This window comes from Chitinophaga niabensis (assembly GCF_039545795.1).
GTDB classification, from domain to species: Bacteria; Bacteroidota; Bacteroidia; order Chitinophagales; family Chitinophagaceae; genus Chitinophaga; species Chitinophaga niabensis_B.
Window position 1 is genome coordinate 430,002 of sequence record NZ_CP154260.1, and the last position, 15,524, is coordinate 445,525.

The 15,524-nt window shown below is 48.9% G+C and carries 13 protein-coding genes; 4 read left to right on the plus strand and 9 right to left on the minus strand.

The window, feature by feature from the left end:
- Positions 1–42: 42 nt before the first annotated feature.
- From AAHN97_RS01795 to AAHN97_RS01810, 4 genes are read right to left on the minus strand one after another with little or no spacing between them, the layout of a single operon-like run.
- Complete coding sequence (locus AAHN97_RS01795; RefSeq protein WP_343305875.1) at positions 43–621, minus strand: nitroreductase family protein; 579 nt, start codon at positions 619–621, stop codon at positions 43–45.
- A gap of 4 nt (positions 622–625) precedes the next feature.
- Entirely contained in the window at positions 626–1,054 is a 429-nt protein-coding gene (locus tag AAHN97_RS01800; protein WP_343305876.1) for an acyl-CoA thioesterase, read from the minus strand.
- 2 nt (positions 1,055–1,056) lie between these two features.
- Positions 1,057–1,632, minus strand: coding sequence for an RdgB/HAM1 family non-canonical purine NTP pyrophosphatase (gene rdgB / locus AAHN97_RS01805; RefSeq protein WP_343305877.1), 576 nt, complete (start codon positions 1,630–1,632; stop codon positions 1,057–1,059).
- A gap of 15 nt (positions 1,633–1,647) precedes the next feature.
- The gene (locus AAHN97_RS01810; RefSeq protein ID WP_343305878.1) at positions 1,648–2,145 is read right to left on the minus strand and encodes a hypothetical protein; all 498 of its coding nucleotides are present in this window, start codon (positions 2,143–2,145) and stop codon (positions 1,648–1,650) included.
- A 123-nt stretch (positions 2,146–2,268) separates the two neighbouring features.
- Here AAHN97_RS01810 and AAHN97_RS01815 point away from each other — a divergent pair, with 123 nt between their 5' ends.
- The 4 genes from AAHN97_RS01815 (at position 2,269) to rpsG (ending at position 5,334) form a co-directional block, all read left to right on the plus strand.
- Positions 2,269–3,375 (plus strand): branched-chain amino acid aminotransferase, encoded by a 1,107-nt coding sequence (locus AAHN97_RS01815; RefSeq protein WP_343305879.1) that lies wholly within the window; start codon positions 2,269–2,271, stop codon positions 3,373–3,375.
- A 645-nt stretch (positions 3,376–4,020) separates the two neighbouring features.
- Positions 4,021–4,320, plus strand: a complete 300-nt coding sequence (locus AAHN97_RS01820; protein WP_343305880.1) for a hypothetical protein — start codon at positions 4,021–4,023, stop codon at positions 4,318–4,320.
- A gap of 135 nt (positions 4,321–4,455) precedes the next feature.
- Entirely contained in the window at positions 4,456–4,836 is a 381-nt protein-coding gene (gene rpsL / locus AAHN97_RS01825) for a 30S ribosomal protein S12 (protein WP_026751391.1), read from the plus strand.
- Positions 4,837–4,866: 30 nt separating this feature from the next.
- Positions 4,867–5,334 carry a 30S ribosomal protein S7 gene (gene rpsG / locus AAHN97_RS01830; RefSeq protein WP_074240040.1) on the plus strand — a complete coding sequence of 156 codons (468 nt, stop codon included), beginning with the start codon at positions 4,867–4,869 and terminating at the stop codon, positions 5,332–5,334.
- Positions 5,335–5,719: 385 nt separating this feature from the next.
- Here rpsG and AAHN97_RS01835 read toward each other — a convergent pair whose 3' ends face one another.
- The 5 genes from AAHN97_RS01835 to porV form a co-directional block, all read right to left on the minus strand.
- Entirely contained in the window at positions 5,720–8,152 is a 2,433-nt protein-coding gene (locus AAHN97_RS01835; protein WP_343305881.1) for an ABC transporter permease, read from the minus strand.
- Between the two features lie 431 nt (positions 8,153–8,583).
- Positions 8,584–10,917: an ABC transporter permease gene (locus tag AAHN97_RS01840; protein WP_343305882.1), complete on the minus strand. Its 2,334-nt coding sequence runs from the start codon at positions 10,915–10,917 to the stop codon at positions 8,584–8,586.
- 106 nt (positions 10,918–11,023) lie between these two features.
- A complete protein-coding gene (locus AAHN97_RS01845; protein ID WP_343305883.1) occupies positions 11,024–13,942 on the minus strand; it encodes a beta strand repeat-containing protein in 2,919 nt (972 codons plus the stop codon).
- A gap of 5 nt (positions 13,943–13,947) precedes the next feature.
- Positions 13,948–14,346: a hypothetical protein gene (locus tag AAHN97_RS01850; protein ID WP_343305884.1), complete on the minus strand. Its 399-nt coding sequence runs from the start codon at positions 14,344–14,346 to the stop codon at positions 13,948–13,950.
- A gap of 11 nt (positions 14,347–14,357) precedes the next feature.
- Positions 14,358–15,515 (minus strand): type IX secretion system outer membrane channel protein PorV, encoded by a 1,158-nt coding sequence (gene porV, locus AAHN97_RS01855; RefSeq protein WP_343305885.1) that lies wholly within the window; start codon positions 15,513–15,515, stop codon positions 14,358–14,360.
- Between the last annotated feature and the right edge of the window lie 9 nt (positions 15,516–15,524).

Sequence of the window (15,524 nt, forward strand, 5' to 3'; positions counted from 1 at the left end):
AAATCTTACAGGGTGATTCCAACCTACCGGCTGTAGTGATCCCTACATCCACTTCACTTTTTCTTCCAGGGGCTTCACGCGCCGTCCGGTGCGTGGAGCTTCCTCGGAATACCCGAGGTAAAGGAATCCCAGCACTTTATCATCATCACCCAAACCCAGGTAATCTTGCATGGCAGGGTGATAGGTCATGCCGCCTGAACCCCAGTAAACAGCTATCTGTTTTGCTGTAGCGCCGAGCCAGATATTTTCCACCGCACAGGATACCGCCGCTATCTCCTCTATTTCCGGGATCTTGGGGTTGCTGCCCCTCTTCATACAAATGGCAATCACATGCGAGGCAAGATCTGCCTGCGTTTTCAGCTTCTCGTAATTCCCCTGGATATACTGGGCTGCAGGGGTGAATGATTTATACATCTCTGCATGGTCTGCCGCAAAAGCCTGGGCTTTTTCGCCGGCATATACCATAAAATACCAGGGTTCTGTATGGCCGTGAGTAGGCGCCCAGTCTGCCAGCTGCAGTAATTCCTGCACAATGGCATCGTCTATCTTTTTCCCGTTCATATTGGCCGGCTTCACTGTCCGGCGATGTGTGATCACATGCTCAATGTCCTTATATGCCATGCTGTTAAATTAATTGTTGTTTTAAAGCATCAGGTATTCTGCTTACTTTATGGTTATCGTAATCGTAACAGACCATGGCGGTTTTTGCTTCCGCCACCAATACTGTTTTGCCTTCTTTTTCCATGCTTATCCGGTAGAACAGGTCAAAGCCCACGCTGCTGATCTCGTCTGCCGCTACCGCAACAGTCAGTTGATCGCCGTAAAAGGACTCTCCTTTATATACGACAGCCAGGTCTGCCATGATCAGCCCGGTGCCGTAGGCTTTCAATTCCGTGCAGCCGATAGCGTGGAGGTATTGCATCCGGGATTCATGGAGGATGGACACGATGGCATCGTTCCCTACATGGCCGCCGTAATTAACATCGCCTATCCGTACCGGTATCTGAGTGGAAAACCGGAAAGATGCCGGCATATCTATCTTAACTCTTGCCATGCCTATCGTGTTTGGAGGAATGCGATCAGCTTTTTAAAAGCTTTTGCGCGGTGGCTGTATTCGTTCTTTTCTGTTAGTTCCATTTCGGCGAAAGCCTTATCGCTGCCTATTGGCTGAAAGATGGGATCATACCCAAAACCTTTGCTGCCACGTGCAGCAGGGAGGATATTACCTTCCGCGATACCTTCGAACTGGTGTTCCGTTCCATCTATTATAAGGGAAATAACCGTTCTGAAGCGGGCTGTTCTATTGGTCTGGCCTTCCAGCAGTTGCAGTACTTTGGCCACATTGTCTGCGGCGTTCTTCTGTTCACCCGCATAACGGGCAGACAATACACCTGGTTCCCCGTTCAAGGCATCCACTTCCATGCCTGTGTCTTCAGAGAAGGAATTTTTACCGGTGAGCTTATAAATGGTTTCCGATTTTTCCCGGGCATTCGCTTCCAGCGTATCATGGGGTTCCGGGATATCGATATCTATGCCCGCTTCCTGCAGGGTGATGATCGCAAAAGCGTCTCCCAGCATGGAGCGGATCTCTTTTACTTTGTTCTCGTTATTGGTAGCAAATACTAAGGTCATAGCCAATCAGGTATATTAAATTCCAAAAAGTTGTTTCAGTGCCATCCATAATTTCCCTTTCGAAGTTTTGTCGGTTGCAATTTGTTGCAAATGGTCCGAATACAACACCGGGATCTGTAAATGCGTCTCCAGCCGGTAAGCTTGCATCGGCGGAAGGCCCAGTATTTCCGGGGGAATAGCAAAAAAGATGCATTGCTGCGTTGGTATCAGCTGTTTATAGTCCGCCAGCGTTAAACCGGGATATTGTGCAACATTTACCAATGCAACTTCCTGCATCCCGAGCTTGCATGCACTCAATATATTCGTGAGCAGATTGAACAATTCATCGTTCAAATACGCTTCGCTTTCATTTTGTATAAGCAGTAATACGTTTTTTTGATTTTCGCCTAAATATTTCACTTTGGGCAATGCTTTCTCCACTGCAGGTTGCGCGCTCCGCATCTCCGGAATGATAGGCTGGTGGTACATTTGCGCCAACAGGTAAGGATCCAGTTGCAATTGCTCTAGGCTCATAAATATATTGTTATGGTTTAATATGACGATCCCATGTACGGGAAAAAACGTTTATTTGCGGATCGTTCGGTGGAACGAACCTGCTTTGAAAGTTCAAAAATATTGAGATAAAACTAATAAACCATGATGGTAGCAGACTATCCCACCGCTAAATCTACAGTAATGGAAGAGGCGAAACGGAAGATAAAGGTAACCAAAACAACAAAGAGCCGCTTGAGTGAAGTGGATTTTTCTAACCTGGCTTTTGGCAAGAAATACGCGGACCACATGTTAGTGGCCGATTTTGATGGAAAAGAATGGAAGAACGCAGAGATCATCCCTTTTCAAAACCTGAGTGTAAGTCCCTCCAACGCCGCCTGGCATTACGGCCAGGCTATCTTTGAAGGCATCAAAGCATATAACGACCAGGAAGGTAATCCCATGATCTTCCGCCCGTACGACAACTATGCCCGTTTTAACAAGAGCGCCGAGCGTATGGGGATGCCCGAAGTGCCGGAATGGCTTTTTGTGGGTGGTATGGCCATGCTGATTGACCTGGATAGGGGATGGGTACCTTCCAATGAAGGATGTTCCCTTTACCTGCGTCCGTTCATGATCGCTGCGGATGAATTTATAGGGGTGCGCCCTTCTGATACTTACAAGTTCGCTATCATCAACTCCCCTTCAGGGCCTTATTTTAATAAACCTATTCACCTGCTGGTGCAGGATAAATATGTACGTGCTTTCCCTGGCGGGGTTGGTTATGCCAAAGCAGCCGGTAACTACGGAGGAGCTATGTACCCCACTATGCAGGCTAAAAAGCAGGGCTACGACCAGATCCTCTGGGTAGATGGCTTTGACTATAAATACCTGCAGGAGTGCGGTACCATGAACGTATTCGTGATCATAGGCAACCGGGCCATCACGCCGGACCTCACCAATGGCACCATCCTGGCGGGCGTTACCCGCGCCAGCGTGATGGATGTGCTGGCAGATATGGGTTTTGAAGTGGAAGAACGCCCTATTTCCATTGAGGAAGTGGTAACCGCCTGGAAGGACGGTACCCTCCGGGAAGTATTCGGTACAGGTACTGCCGCCAGCGTGGCTTATGTGGAACAGCTGGACTATAAGGAGCATAAGATCTCCCTGGACACCACTAAATACGAGGTAGGTGCAGAGGTGATCGACCGCCTGGATGCTATCCGTACCGGGAAAGTGGAGGATGTGAAAGGATGGAATTTTAAGATCTAAGGATCCTATAATATTATATACAGTTCAAAAAGGCTGCCTTCTGGCGGCCTTTTTGCGTTTTGGAGGTATCCCTAAAGTCTCTCTTATAGTGCATTTAAGATAGGATAAGCCGTATATAAGTCGTATATAACCCGTATATAAGCCGTAGATAAGTCGTCCCTTATAGATACGGCTTATCTATGACTTATCTATATCTTATGGAGGGTTTATACTAATCAGAGCCAGATTTTAGATCCGGGTAGGGAAATCCCGGAGGTTCATAATCATGAGCTTATCGGGGCCTAGAGGTCAATGACAGGCCTATCTGTGTATCTTGCAGGTTCTATAATCGGGCTATTGGATTTTCCTGCAGGCCGATGACCAGCTTATTTCATTATCCCTGCAAGTCCATAGCCAGGCTTACCCGGGATACTCACTCTCCACCAGCTCCCCTGGCAGCCATATTCATTATCCCTGCAAGTCCATAGCCAGGCTTACCCGGGATACTCACTCTCCTCCAGCTCCCTGGCAGCCATATTCATTATCCCTGCAAGTCCATAGCCAGGCTTACCCGGGGATACTCACTCTCCACCAGCTCCCCTGGCAGCCATATTTTGCACTTCTGCATAGTTTTCCTGACCTTTGCCTTCCAAATCAGGCACAGACATGACCATTACGGAATTCAAGGCATCTTTGGCTAATTCAGCTCCGCCTGCAGGGTTATCTCCCTTGCTGGAGGCTTTATGGTGGGATGGAAAGGGGGATTGGGATCAGTCGCACACCCTGGCCCAGGATATTGAAACCAAGGATGGCTCCTGGGTGCATGCTTACCTGCACAGGAAGGAGGGAGATCCGGGAAATGCAGCATACTGGTATGCCAGGGCCGGCAGATCTATGCCGGGAGGCGCGCTGGAAGCAGAATGGGAGCTGATTGCCAGCGCTTTACTGGAAGAAAATGCCCGGTAAGCGGGATTTTTTGGAAATTTCTTCCCGGACAATTTTGTATTCTAATTAGTAAGTGATACCTTTGCCGTCCCAAATTCTCATACTGAGATATTTGGCTGACATTGTAAACCAGCAAGAAAAATAAACTAGGTAAGAATGCCTACAATACAGCAATTAGTAAGAAAAGGAAGAGAAATTATCAGGGCTAAGTCCAAGTCCAGAGCATTGGATGCTTGTCCTCAGCGCCGTGGCGTTTGTACCCGTGTGTACACTACCACTCCGAAGAAACCGAACTCTGCTTTGCGTAAAGTAGCTAAGGTGCGCTTGACAAACAAAGTAGAGGTGATCGCCTATATTCCGGGTGAAGGCCACAACTTGCAAGAGCACTCCATCGTTCTGATCCGTGGCGGAAGGGTAAAAGATTTACCAGGTGTACGTTATCACATCGTACGTGGTTCATTGGATACCGCTGGTGTGAAGGACAGGAAACAAAGCCGTTCCAAGTATGGTACTAAGAAGGAAAAGGCTAAGAAATAATTAATTAAAAAGTCGAAATTTTTCTAATAAATGAGAAAGCAAGCTGCGAAAAAATTACCCCTGGCTCCGGATCCCAGGTTCCAGGATAAACTGGTAACTCGTTTTGTGAATAATATCATGGAACAAGGAAAAAAGAGCATTGCCTATAAAATATTCTACGATGCCGTTGACCGCGTTAGTCAAGCAACTAACGAAAATGGTTACGATGTTTGGAGAAAAGCATTAACTAACGTAACTCCTGCTGTTGAAGTTCGTAGCCGCCGTATCGGTGGTGCTACCTTCCAGATCCCTGCAGAGGTTCGTGCGGACAGAAAAGTGTCCCTGAGCATCAAATGGCTCGTGCGTTACGCTGGTGAAAGAAACGGTAAGAGCATGGCTGAGAAACTGGCTAACGAGATCATCGCTGCCAGCAAAGGTGAAGGCGCTGCATTCAAGAAGAAAGAAGATACACACCGTATGGCTGAAGCCAACAAGGCTTTCTCCCACTTCAAAGTGTAGTATTTTTCAGAATATATTCAAGCGAACATTCCTGTAAAGGGATGTTCGCTTTTTTTGTGCCCTCTCCGGGGGAAGGTTTTTTAGAGAATATTCGGGCGAACGTTTCTTTACAAGAATGGGTGCTTTTTTGTGCCCTCTCCAAGGGAGGTTTTTAGAGAATATTCAGGCGAACGTTTCTTTATAAGAATGTTCGCTTTTTATGCTCTCTCCGAGGGAAGGTTTTTAGAAAATATTCAGGTGAGGATCCTGCAAAGGGATGTTCGCTTTTTTACCATCTCTAAGGGGAAGCATTTTCCCTCCGCCTCCTGCCCAAAATTATTCAGCCGCCGAAGTGAGTGACACAACGGCGGTTGAGTGATAGAAAAAAGCTGACCCAATAATATTTTTACTCCCCCCTCAGGCTGCGCACAGGGTTCGTCAATGCCGCTTTCACGGAATGGAAACTCACCGCTGCTAAGGCTATCAGGATGGCGGAGAGAATGGCAATCACAAATACGCTCCAGCTGATATTGATCCGGTAGGCAAACTCCTGCAGCCACTTGTTCATGATCCACCAGGCCACTGGCAAGGCAAGCACATTGGCGATCAATACCAGTTTCAGGAAATCCTTCGAGAGCAAAGCCACGATACTTGTTACGGTAGCGCCCAATACTTTCCTGACGCCAATTTCCTTAGTACGCTGCTCTGCGGTAAAAGTAGCCAGGCCAAACAGGCCCAGGCAGGCTACGAAAATAGTCAGGCCGGCAGAGATACCCAGGATCAGGGCTATCTTTTGTTCTGCTTCGTAAGTTGCTTTAAAACGTTCATCCAGGAAAGAATAGTTAAGCGGGGCAGATGCCTTGAGATTACTCCATGTTTTATTCATGTCCGCCAGCAGGCCGCTGATATCTTTTGTTTTCGCTTTCACGATCATGGTGCCGTTGTAATGGGCCAATACCATCACCAGCGGAGATATTGGCTCGTGGAGAGACCTGAAATGGAAATCTTTCACGATGCCGATCACATGGTAAGTGATCTTATCTGTACCAGCCTTATTATGGGAACGGGTGATCGTTTGACCCAGGGCATTCTGCACGGTCCAGCCCAGGGCTTTTACGGCCGTTTCATTGAGGATGGCTCCGGTAGAGTCTGTACCATAGTTTTGAGAGAAATTGCGGCCTGCTATCACCTGCATGCTCATGGTAGGGATGTAGTTCTCATCTACATCGTACCGCAGCGTCTTAATTTGCTCGGCCTGCTCTTTGGCATAAATAAAGAAGTTATTGTTATAAGTAGGGCCTGCAGGAAGATAACCGGAGGTACTGATGTTTACTACACGTGGGTCCTGCAGCAGCTGTTCCCTGAAGGCATTTTCATTGGCACCCAGCCGGGAGGTTTCCGGCAGTACGATCACCTGGTCCCTGTCATACCCCAGTTTTTTGTTCTGGATGTACGTCAGTTGTTTATACACCACCACTGTTCCTACGATCAGTATAATGGAAACGGCGAACTGGAAAACCACCAGGCCGCTTCGTAAACTCATGGTACCCCTGCCGCCTGTAAACCGGCCTTTCAGCACTTTTACAGGATTGAAAGAAGACAGCATGAAAGCAGGATAACTGCCGGCCAGTACCCCCACAAACAAACCGAAAAGCAGCAGGGAGGGGATCAGCCAGGGATTAGTGGTTAAGCCCAGGCTGAGTTCTTTACCGGTAAGGTGATTGAAAACAGGCAGGGTGAAATATACCAGTACCAGGCCTAATACCATGGCAAAAGCGGTGAGCAGGATGGATTCCAGCAGGAACTGGCGTACCAGGTCTGTTTTGGCAGAGCCCAGTACCTTTCTTATACCTACTTCCCTGGCGCGTTTGGAGGCACTGGCTGTGGAAAGGTTCATGAAATTAATACAGGCAATCAGGAGCATGAATATAGCTACAGCGCCAAAAATATACACGTACCGCATATCTCCCGGAGGCTCCATCTCCGTCATGGGCATCAGGTTTGAGCGCAGGTGGATATCTGTAAGCGGTTGAAGGTACAGGCCAATGTCGTTACCTTTTTTGCGGAATTCATCCAGCGTGAAACCCATGGATTGATGTAACTGCGGCCCCATGTATTTCTCTACCACCTGTGGCAATTTGGCTTCCAGCTTTTGCCAGGCGGTGCCCGGTTTCAGCAGGAGGTAGGTGAAATAACCGGAAGTCATCCATGAATCAGAACTTTGATCGGATAAGCCCTGCATGGAAAGAAAAAGGTCAAAATGAAAGTGGGATTGAACGGGAATGGCTTTCATCACACCGGTCACTTTAAAGGCCTTCTGTTCGTCTTTTATTTCCAGTAGCTGACCAATGGGGTCTTCCTGCCCGAAATACTTTTGTGCCAACGCCTCCGATATCACGATGCTGTTGGGTTCCAGCAGGGCCGTTTCAGGATTCCCTTTCACAAAAGGAAGTGTGAATACGCTGAATAAACTGGCATCTGCAAAAGCCAGGTTTTCTTCTTTAAAACTTTTTTCTTTATGGCTGAAGGTGGCAGAACCGCCGGTTCGTATGCGGGTAGCAGCTTCCACTTCGGGATAATCTTTCAACAGGGTCTGTGCAGTAGGAGGCATTACATTGGCTTCTTTCATGGCCTGGCCCTGCACCGAGCCTTTAAACACAACCCGTACTATCCTGTCTGCCTTTTCATTATAGCGGTCGTAACTCCATTCGTTCTTTATAAAAAGCATGATCACCAGGCAGATGGCAATGCCCATGGCCAGGCCTGAGATATTGATGGTTGTGAAGACTTTATTCCTCAGCAGATTACGGAAAGCGAGTTTGAAATAATTGCGGATCATGCGCTTGTTTTAATTGATAGTGACAGCTGCAGCCCAAAGGTAGTGCCAGATAGTGATCCTATTAATAATCAATGATTTAAAAGAGACGTTTTTTAACTTCCTGTCCGCTTTTGATACATGAAATGTTCACTATTGAAACTGTCGCAAATCAGCCCTTAGATTGACGTATATGCACCCTGTTAAAATACTTTTGCCCAGCTACATTTGTATCATGGTAGAAGTATTTAAAACCAATGTAAGGGAACCCATTTTCGCTTACAAACTGGTAGATCAGATCCATCAGCGATATGCTGATTACAAAGCCAATTTCGATCTCGAAGATTGCGACAGGATACTGCGTGTTAAATGCACTACAGGCCCTGTTCACGCTTCCGGACTGATTGCGCTTTTGAATGAATGGGGATTCAAAGCAGAAGTATTGCCGGATGAAATTATTCCGACCGGAGGCTTCGCACAGGATTGGTCATCGCAGCCGCGATGGACTGGATGCTTACGGCGGCGAATGCTATCACAATAGCGATCCCCCCGGCCAGCGCAAATGTGCCTGCACCCAGGTGAATACGATAGGCAAAATCTTCCAGCCAGTTATTCATCACTATCCATGCAAAAGGGCAGGCAATTACAAAAGCGATCAGCACCAGTTTTAAAAAATCGGCTGCCAGCAATGCAACGATCTGTTGTACGGATGCGCCCAGTACTTTTCGTACACCTATCTCTTTAAAACGCTGACGGGTGGAAAGATGCGCCAGGCCAAACAATCCCAGGGAGCATATGAACACGGAAAGGAATGTAGCGATCCGGATCACCTGCTGCCATTGGGCTTCCTGCAGATATTCCTTCGCATTACGCTCATGCAGAAAATCATATTGAAATGATGCCTGCGGAAGTATTTTCGCATACACTTCCTGTAAACCACTCAGGGCTGCTGCATGTTCTTCTTTTTTAAACTTCAGCCAGATACTACCACCATACCAGTTACTTTTGAACATCACTAATGGCTGAATGGATTCGCGTAGCGAGCCGTAATGAAAATCTTTTACCACGCCCACAATAGTTTTTGGAATGGTATCAAAATAGGGATCTGTTTTTATCTGCACACCAATCGGGTCTGCCAGTCCGGCTGCTTTCAAAAAGGCTTCGTTCACGATGGCTGTACCGGTTTTTTCTGAGGAAAGATTGTGGCCTGTTTTAAGTGGTATCTCCAACGTTGCCAGGAAGTTTTCATCAATGATACTATGCACTGCTGGAATGGTTTTTCCATTCAGTATCACGTCTGCTGTTCCTCCACGTTCTCCGCCAAAGGACACTGATTCTACAGATGGTACACGGCTTAATTCCCGCCGGAACTGATCTGTTACCTGTGTGAGATCACGGTCGCCACTGATGTTTGTTCTGATCACCTGCATGGGATTATATCCAAGGTTTTTTGTACGGATAAAATCCATCTGGCTGTAATAGACCAGCGTAGCTATCAACAGGAAAACGGCGAGGGAGAACTGTACCACCACCAGGCTGCGGCCCAGTAAATTGCGACCGGATAATTTAGGGCTGTTATATAATACAGCTGTGGGTTTGAAGTTGGATAAGATCCTTGCCGGATACAGACCGGTTAAAAGGATGATGGCCGAAAGTATACCCGCAAAAGAAAGGATCAGCATAGGGTGCAGGCTATCCTGTAAGCGTATATACTTACCCGTTAGCTGGTTGAAAACGGGCAGTACGCCATAAGTGATCAGGATAGCAATGAGGAAAGCCAGCAAACATAAAACAGCAGATTCTCCCAGGAATTGCCGGATGATCTGCAGCCGGTTTCCGCCAATTATTTTTCTTACGCCCACTTCCTTTGCTCTTTTCAGGGAATTGGCCAGGCTGATATTGATAAAATTAATGCCCGCCATCAGCAGGATGAAGCAGGCTATGCCCATGAACATATAGGAGTAAACAGGGCTGCTCACATCTGTAACGCCGGATTCTTCGTTGTTGATGTGATGGCCGTAGGGGGCAAGGTGTATGTCCGTCATGCGTTGCAGACCATAGTGCACCGCTGCTGTTTTTGCAGGGTGGATACGGTCGAATTTACGCATCACGGCCGCAGGGTCTGCGTCTTTTTGCAATGTTACATAAGTGCCAAGGTAAAAGCTTTCCCAGCTGTTATCTTCAAAAGAGAGTTGCAGGAATGATATAGGGAATAAAGCATCGAAACGGATAGAAGAATTCTTTGGCGGATCTTTTACCACCCCTGTGATCATCATGGGCCTGCCTAAACGTTTGGCGGAAGGGTCTGCATCCATATGCAGCAGTTTGCCTACCACGTCTGTGCTGTTAAAATACCGCAGTGCTGTGCTTTCTGTGATCACCGCAGAACCGATGTCTTTCAATACTGTTTCTGCATTTCCCCTGAGTAGCGGAAAGGAAAATGTTTTGAAAAAACTATTGTCCACAAAGAGGAACTGGAGGCGCAGGGCTTTATCATTTCCCACAACATCTCCATAGATCTCTCCACCCATTACCCTGGTGGACCTGGTTATTTCGGGAATACTTTCTTTAAAAGCCGGTCCCTGCACCTGGCCGGTACCACCGGAGGTTTCGCCTTTCACGGTGGTGGTAACGCGGTAGAGATGTGGTGGGTGGAAAGTATCATAACTTCTTTCATCCTGCCAGTAAAGCACGGCAAGGATCACGCAGCTGATGCCAATGGCAAGCCCGGTAATGTTGATGGCGGAATAGAGTTTATTATTCCATAGATGGCGGAAAGTGATATGCATAAAACAATATACAAATAAAAAAGGAGGCTGCTCCTCCCGGAACAGCCTCACCACATAATCCAGACATTAACCTTCACTCAAGCGTTTAGGTCTGCCATCAGATCCATTATTTTACATTCACCAGTACTTTGATCTTGCCATTACCGGAAGCCAGTTCCTGTAATGCTTTACCGATCACCTGACCAGGTTTCACTTTTTCAGGATCGGCCTTCATGGCATAACCGGGTTTGCTGGAAGTAACAAGCAGGTCGCCACGTTTGATAGCACCGCCTTCATCGCATACTTTGGTAGGGATCACTCCCACTACACCTAAAGGTACCTGGTCTGTGATATCTTCTACCCCTTCTCTTTCTGTAAGCAATACACCTGGTTTGGTTGCATATACGCCTGCTACCAGGGCAGAGTAAGGTTCAGCCGATTTTTCCATTGCCCTGTCCTGGGTAGTAGCGATCACCAGCACATCACCGGGTTCATAGGCACTCAGCGCACCGGTTACATCAAATGCTTCCGCTACGTCAGCGCCACTCGCCTGTGTGCCGCCATTGAAGAAGCCGCGGCCGGCTGCATTGATCCTGGCTACGTTCACTGTACCGGGGTTGCCGCTTTTGAATAATGCAATGGACCCGTTGCTGTGTTGTTCAACTGTCAATACCGGGTTGGTATTGCCGGTATTGTAATTCACAAACCGGGCAGCTCTGCCATCGCCGAAATTGGGTACCCAGGCATAGATTGCACTACCGGTACCATCTGCGGTGGTTTCCACACCATCTCCGCTGTTGGAAGCAGTGGCGGTGATACCATTACCGTTACCATCAGCTATCGCGATGAGTGCAGGGCCGTTACCGGCAGGGTTGGAAGCATGGAACAGACCTGCATAACCACCTGTGCCGGAGCTAATCCCATAGATACCGGCGGTACCGAAGTTGGCGAATTGAGAATTCACTTCTCCTCTTACGGCGGGAGAGGTACCTGTTACTCTATCTACCTTGAAGTTACCGGCAGTACCATTACCTACAGTGGTTACCGTGATCACATCGCTGGTATTGTTTTCATTGAAGATATTGAAGCGTCCGGCCCTGCCTGTGGCAAAGCTCGGTACCCAGGCATACAGGGCATTACCGGCGCCATCGATATTGGTTTCTACGCCGTTACCGTCCTTGCTTGCATTGGCAGTAATAGCGTTACCATTGCCATCGGTGATAGCTACCAGGGAGGCGCCATTACCCGCAGGATTTGATGCATGGAAAAGACCAGCAAAACCACCTGTACCGGAAGAAATGCCGAACAGGCCCGCCGCGCCGAAGTTGCCGAAGATAGTTTTTACTTCTGCGCGTACTGCTGCAGCAACGCTGTTGGTATTGTTTACCAGGAAGGAGGAGGCATTACCTTGTGTGTTATCAGGGATGTTACCATTGCCGTTGGTTTCTACTTCCAAAGCGTTACCCGTTGTATTGGTTTGATTGAAGTTTTCGAAACGGCCGGCCCTTCCTGTACTCCCGTTCAGGCCTATCTGCCCCAGTACACCAATTCCCGTACCGGTAGCATTGGTGGCAACAAAGCCTCTTACGCCATACGCCCCACCGTCATTACGGCCCACTACAGCACCTGCGATATCGCTGGTGGTGAGGCCTACCACGGCTTCTCCGCCACCTGTGTTATAACCGATAACACCGGCGGCTGTCTGAGCAGCGGTGCTTCCGCGGACACCATGCCCGCCAGTGCTGGTTGCGTTTACGCCCGTACCGTTTCCTGTAGTGGTAGCATTTATCACGGTACCGTTACCCACAGTGGAAGCAGTGAGCGCAGCATTATTATTGGCATTGTTGAAGATGGCTATATTGGCAGGGATGCCATTGTTACTGGTGGCAGTCAAACCTGTTCCTGTATTACTATTAGCATAGACCCCGATCCCCGCGGCGGAGGAGTTACCATATACGCCAAGACCATTGGGTGTAACGCCGTAAACGCCCCAGCCTGAACCATTCTGGGAACCGTAAACACCCACACCCAATCCACCGGTGCCATTGTTGATACCGCGGACACCGGAAGAGAAACCACCCGGAGAGGTGCTGCTAACGATCCCACGGATAGAGGAGATATTGCTGGTGGTGGTATTGTTCACACCCTCCAGTGAGGTACCATCCCCGGAATTGGTGATGGAAAAGAGGGTAGCGGGATTATTTTCGTTGGCTACGTATGGAAGCACAAAAGCACCTACCACACTGCCCGGAGCCCATTCCACACCATTGAATTTCAATACCTGGTCAGCAACAGGTGCCGCATTGTTAACGGCTTTACCTTGTATCTGAGCAACCACAGGGTTAGGATAAGTACCGGTAAGATCTCCACCAGCAGGAGCACCTGCAATCGAGCCTGCGGGACCAGCAGGACCAACCGGACCAACTGGACCAACCGGGCCGGCGGGACCAGCAACCCCGGGGGCTCCTGGAGCACCAGCGGGACCAGCTGCTCCGGGAAGACCCATAGGACCTATCGGACCAGGAGCGCCTGCAACGCCAGCCGGACCGGCAGGGCCAACAGGGCCTACTGCTCCGGCAGGACCAGCTGCTCCAACCGGGCCGGCGGGACCAGCAGGGCCAGCGGGGCCGGCAGGACCGGCTACGCCATTCGCTGCAAACTGCGCAAAGGGCACGCTCATCAGCTGGGTGGTGCCCAAAGTGGTAAAACCGCCACCAGGGTTCACTTCTACTTGCAGGTACTGGTTGGCAGCCACCCAGGGAACAGCAGCAAAAGTGCCGCTAACAGGAGTACCGCGCCCTAACTGTAAAGTGAAGAGACCAATAGCGTTTGTGCTGGTAGTATGTGTTTCCTGGTACTGAACCGGGCCTGCGGCAGATCCTCCACGGATGGAGAACCTTACCGTAAGGTTCTGGTTAGCGGCAATGGTACCGTTGGCATTGCGTGCCACGGCCTGGTAATTGATACCTGAAAGTCCGTTTTGCGCAAAGCTTTCCTGCGCCGCCAGCATGAGTAAGAATATAGAAAGGGTTAATAGTTTTTTCATGATGATCAGTTTTTGGGTTTTTGTTCTGTTTCCTGTTGTTCCAGTTTAGGCGCTACGGTTTTAGCCTGTACAGCAGCCTGCTGCTCTTTCATTTCTTTCACCGCGTCTGCAGCGCTTTTGGAAGAGCCTAACTGTTTGGTTTCTTTGTTCACTGCAGGAGAGGAAGGTGCAGATGCTGCACCGCCACCAGTGGTTTTAAAGATCCTTTCCCGCAGCGCTTTGGGGGTGGTGATCAATGTTTCGGCTGGTTTTGCTGACAGGGGCTGTATTGTGCCCGCCCCTTTTAACCTGATCTGATCTTTTGCATAATCGGGGAACAGGATGTCCCGGGTCCTTTGTTGTGCGTGGGCTGCTGAAAGGCCCATCACCAGTAAAACGGTTATTAAGAAAGTAATTGATTTCATGAGTGAAAGATTTAACGATCTGTGAAAGGTGTGTATAACAAAGTGAATTTTAAACTTTTGCGCTGCAGCAGGCTTGTTCCGGTGGGCATCTGGTAAGACATGTCCACCTGGAAACCCTGGATATTCACGCCGATCCCCGCCGCAAAATGCTGACGGTTACCCTTATTCGGATGCTCGTAGAAATAGCCTGTGCGGATGAAGAACTTACGCTGGTAGGCATATTCAAGCCCGGATGCAATTGTGAATTCCCGTATCTCTTCGCCGAACCCGCCTGGTGCATCTCCAAAGGAGGAGAAGATGGATTCCACGATGCCGCGGTTGGGGTCTTTTCCTTTCTCAATTTCGCTGGTGGGGTTGCCGCCTGCATCCAGCTTGTAGATAGGAGGGGTGGGCACCAGCAGTTTATTGATATCTGCTGCTACCGTGAACTGGTGATCCTGGGTATGTACAAAGGAATAACCGCCGCCAATGCGCAGGTTCATGGGAAGAAAGGATTTACGGTTGTTATCGTCCGTATACTTCAGTTTGGTGCCGAGATTGGTAAAACTGATGCCCCAGCAGTAACGGTTGCCATAATCGATATGGTCCGCAAAGCCCTGGTAATACAGTCCTATATCACCTGCAAAAGAGGAGGCCGGTTTTTGTTCCAGGCCGTTATAGGTGCCGGAACCCAGTTCGCTGCGGATGTACCGCAGCGATACGGCAACAGCCAGTTTTTTGGAAAGCTTTCTGGCGTAACTACCATCCACAGCGTATTCTCTGGGACGATATTGTTGCAGTTCCATGCCATTATCATCGCGGAAAGTCACTTCTCCGTGGTTGAAGTATTTAACGGAAAACCCAACGCCTTCCATGTCGTTAAAGGTTTTGAAGGCAGATACATAACCCATATGGGTTTTACTGTCGTTCAGATCATACATCCAGGGGGAATACGAGGCGCTAACGCCCCAGCTTCCGGCGAATGGGATCTTGGCAGCATTACCGAAAAGGGCGTTGGCATCCGGCTCAATGCCGGTGACCGCATCCCCCATGCCGCTGCTGCGGGCATCCGGGTTAACGAGTAAGAATGCTGCGCCTATGTTCATAGGCTGTTGTTGTGATTTCTGGGCCAGTAGAGGATGGATGGCTCCTGCACAACAAAGCACTAACAGCAATAGCTTATGCTTCATGATGAATAT

What these genes read in the sequence shown, in the direction of transcription:
- porV (WP_343305885.1), bottom strand. Translation starts at nt 15,515, where the DNA reads ATGAAGCATAAGCTATTGCTGTTAGTGCTTTGTTGTGCAGGAGCCATC.
- AAHN97_RS01800 (WP_343305876.1), bottom strand. Translation starts at nt 1,054, where the DNA reads ATGGCAAGAGTTAAGATAGATATGCCGGCATCTTTCCGGTTTTCCACT.
- rpsL (WP_026751391.1), top strand. Translation starts at nt 4,456, where the DNA reads ATGCCTACAATACAGCAATTAGTAAGAAAAGGAAGAGAAATTATCAGG.
- AAHN97_RS01850 (WP_343305884.1), bottom strand. Translation starts at nt 14,346, where the DNA reads ATGAAATCAATTACTTTCTTAATAACCGTTTTACTGGTGATGGGCCTT.
- AAHN97_RS01820 (WP_343305880.1), top strand. Translation starts at nt 4,021, where the DNA reads ATGACCATTACGGAATTCAAGGCATCTTTGGCTAATTCAGCTCCGCCT.
- AAHN97_RS01815 (WP_343305879.1), top strand. Translation starts at nt 2,269, where the DNA reads ATGATGGTAGCAGACTATCCCACCGCTAAATCTACAGTAATGGAAGAG.
- AAHN97_RS01845 (WP_343305883.1), bottom strand. Translation starts at nt 13,942, where the DNA reads ATGAAAAAACTATTAACCCTTTCTATATTCTTACTCATGCTGGCGGCG.
- rpsG (WP_074240040.1), top strand. Translation starts at nt 4,867, where the DNA reads ATGAGAAAGCAAGCTGCGAAAAAATTACCCCTGGCTCCGGATCCCAGG.
- AAHN97_RS01835 (WP_343305881.1), bottom strand. Translation starts at nt 8,152, where the DNA reads ATGATCCGCAATTATTTCAAACTCGCTTTCCGTAATCTGCTGAGGAAT.
- AAHN97_RS01840 (WP_343305882.1), bottom strand. Translation starts at nt 10,917, where the DNA reads ATGCATATCACTTTCCGCCATCTATGGAATAATAAACTCTATTCCGCC.
- AAHN97_RS01795 (WP_343305875.1), bottom strand. Translation starts at nt 621, where the DNA reads ATGGCATATAAGGACATTGAGCATGTGATCACACATCGCCGGACAGTG.
- rdgB (WP_343305877.1), bottom strand. Translation starts at nt 1,632, where the DNA reads ATGACCTTAGTATTTGCTACCAATAACGAGAACAAAGTAAAAGAGATC.
- AAHN97_RS01810 (WP_343305878.1), bottom strand. Translation starts at nt 2,145, where the DNA reads ATGAGCCTAGAGCAATTGCAACTGGATCCTTACCTGTTGGCGCAAATG.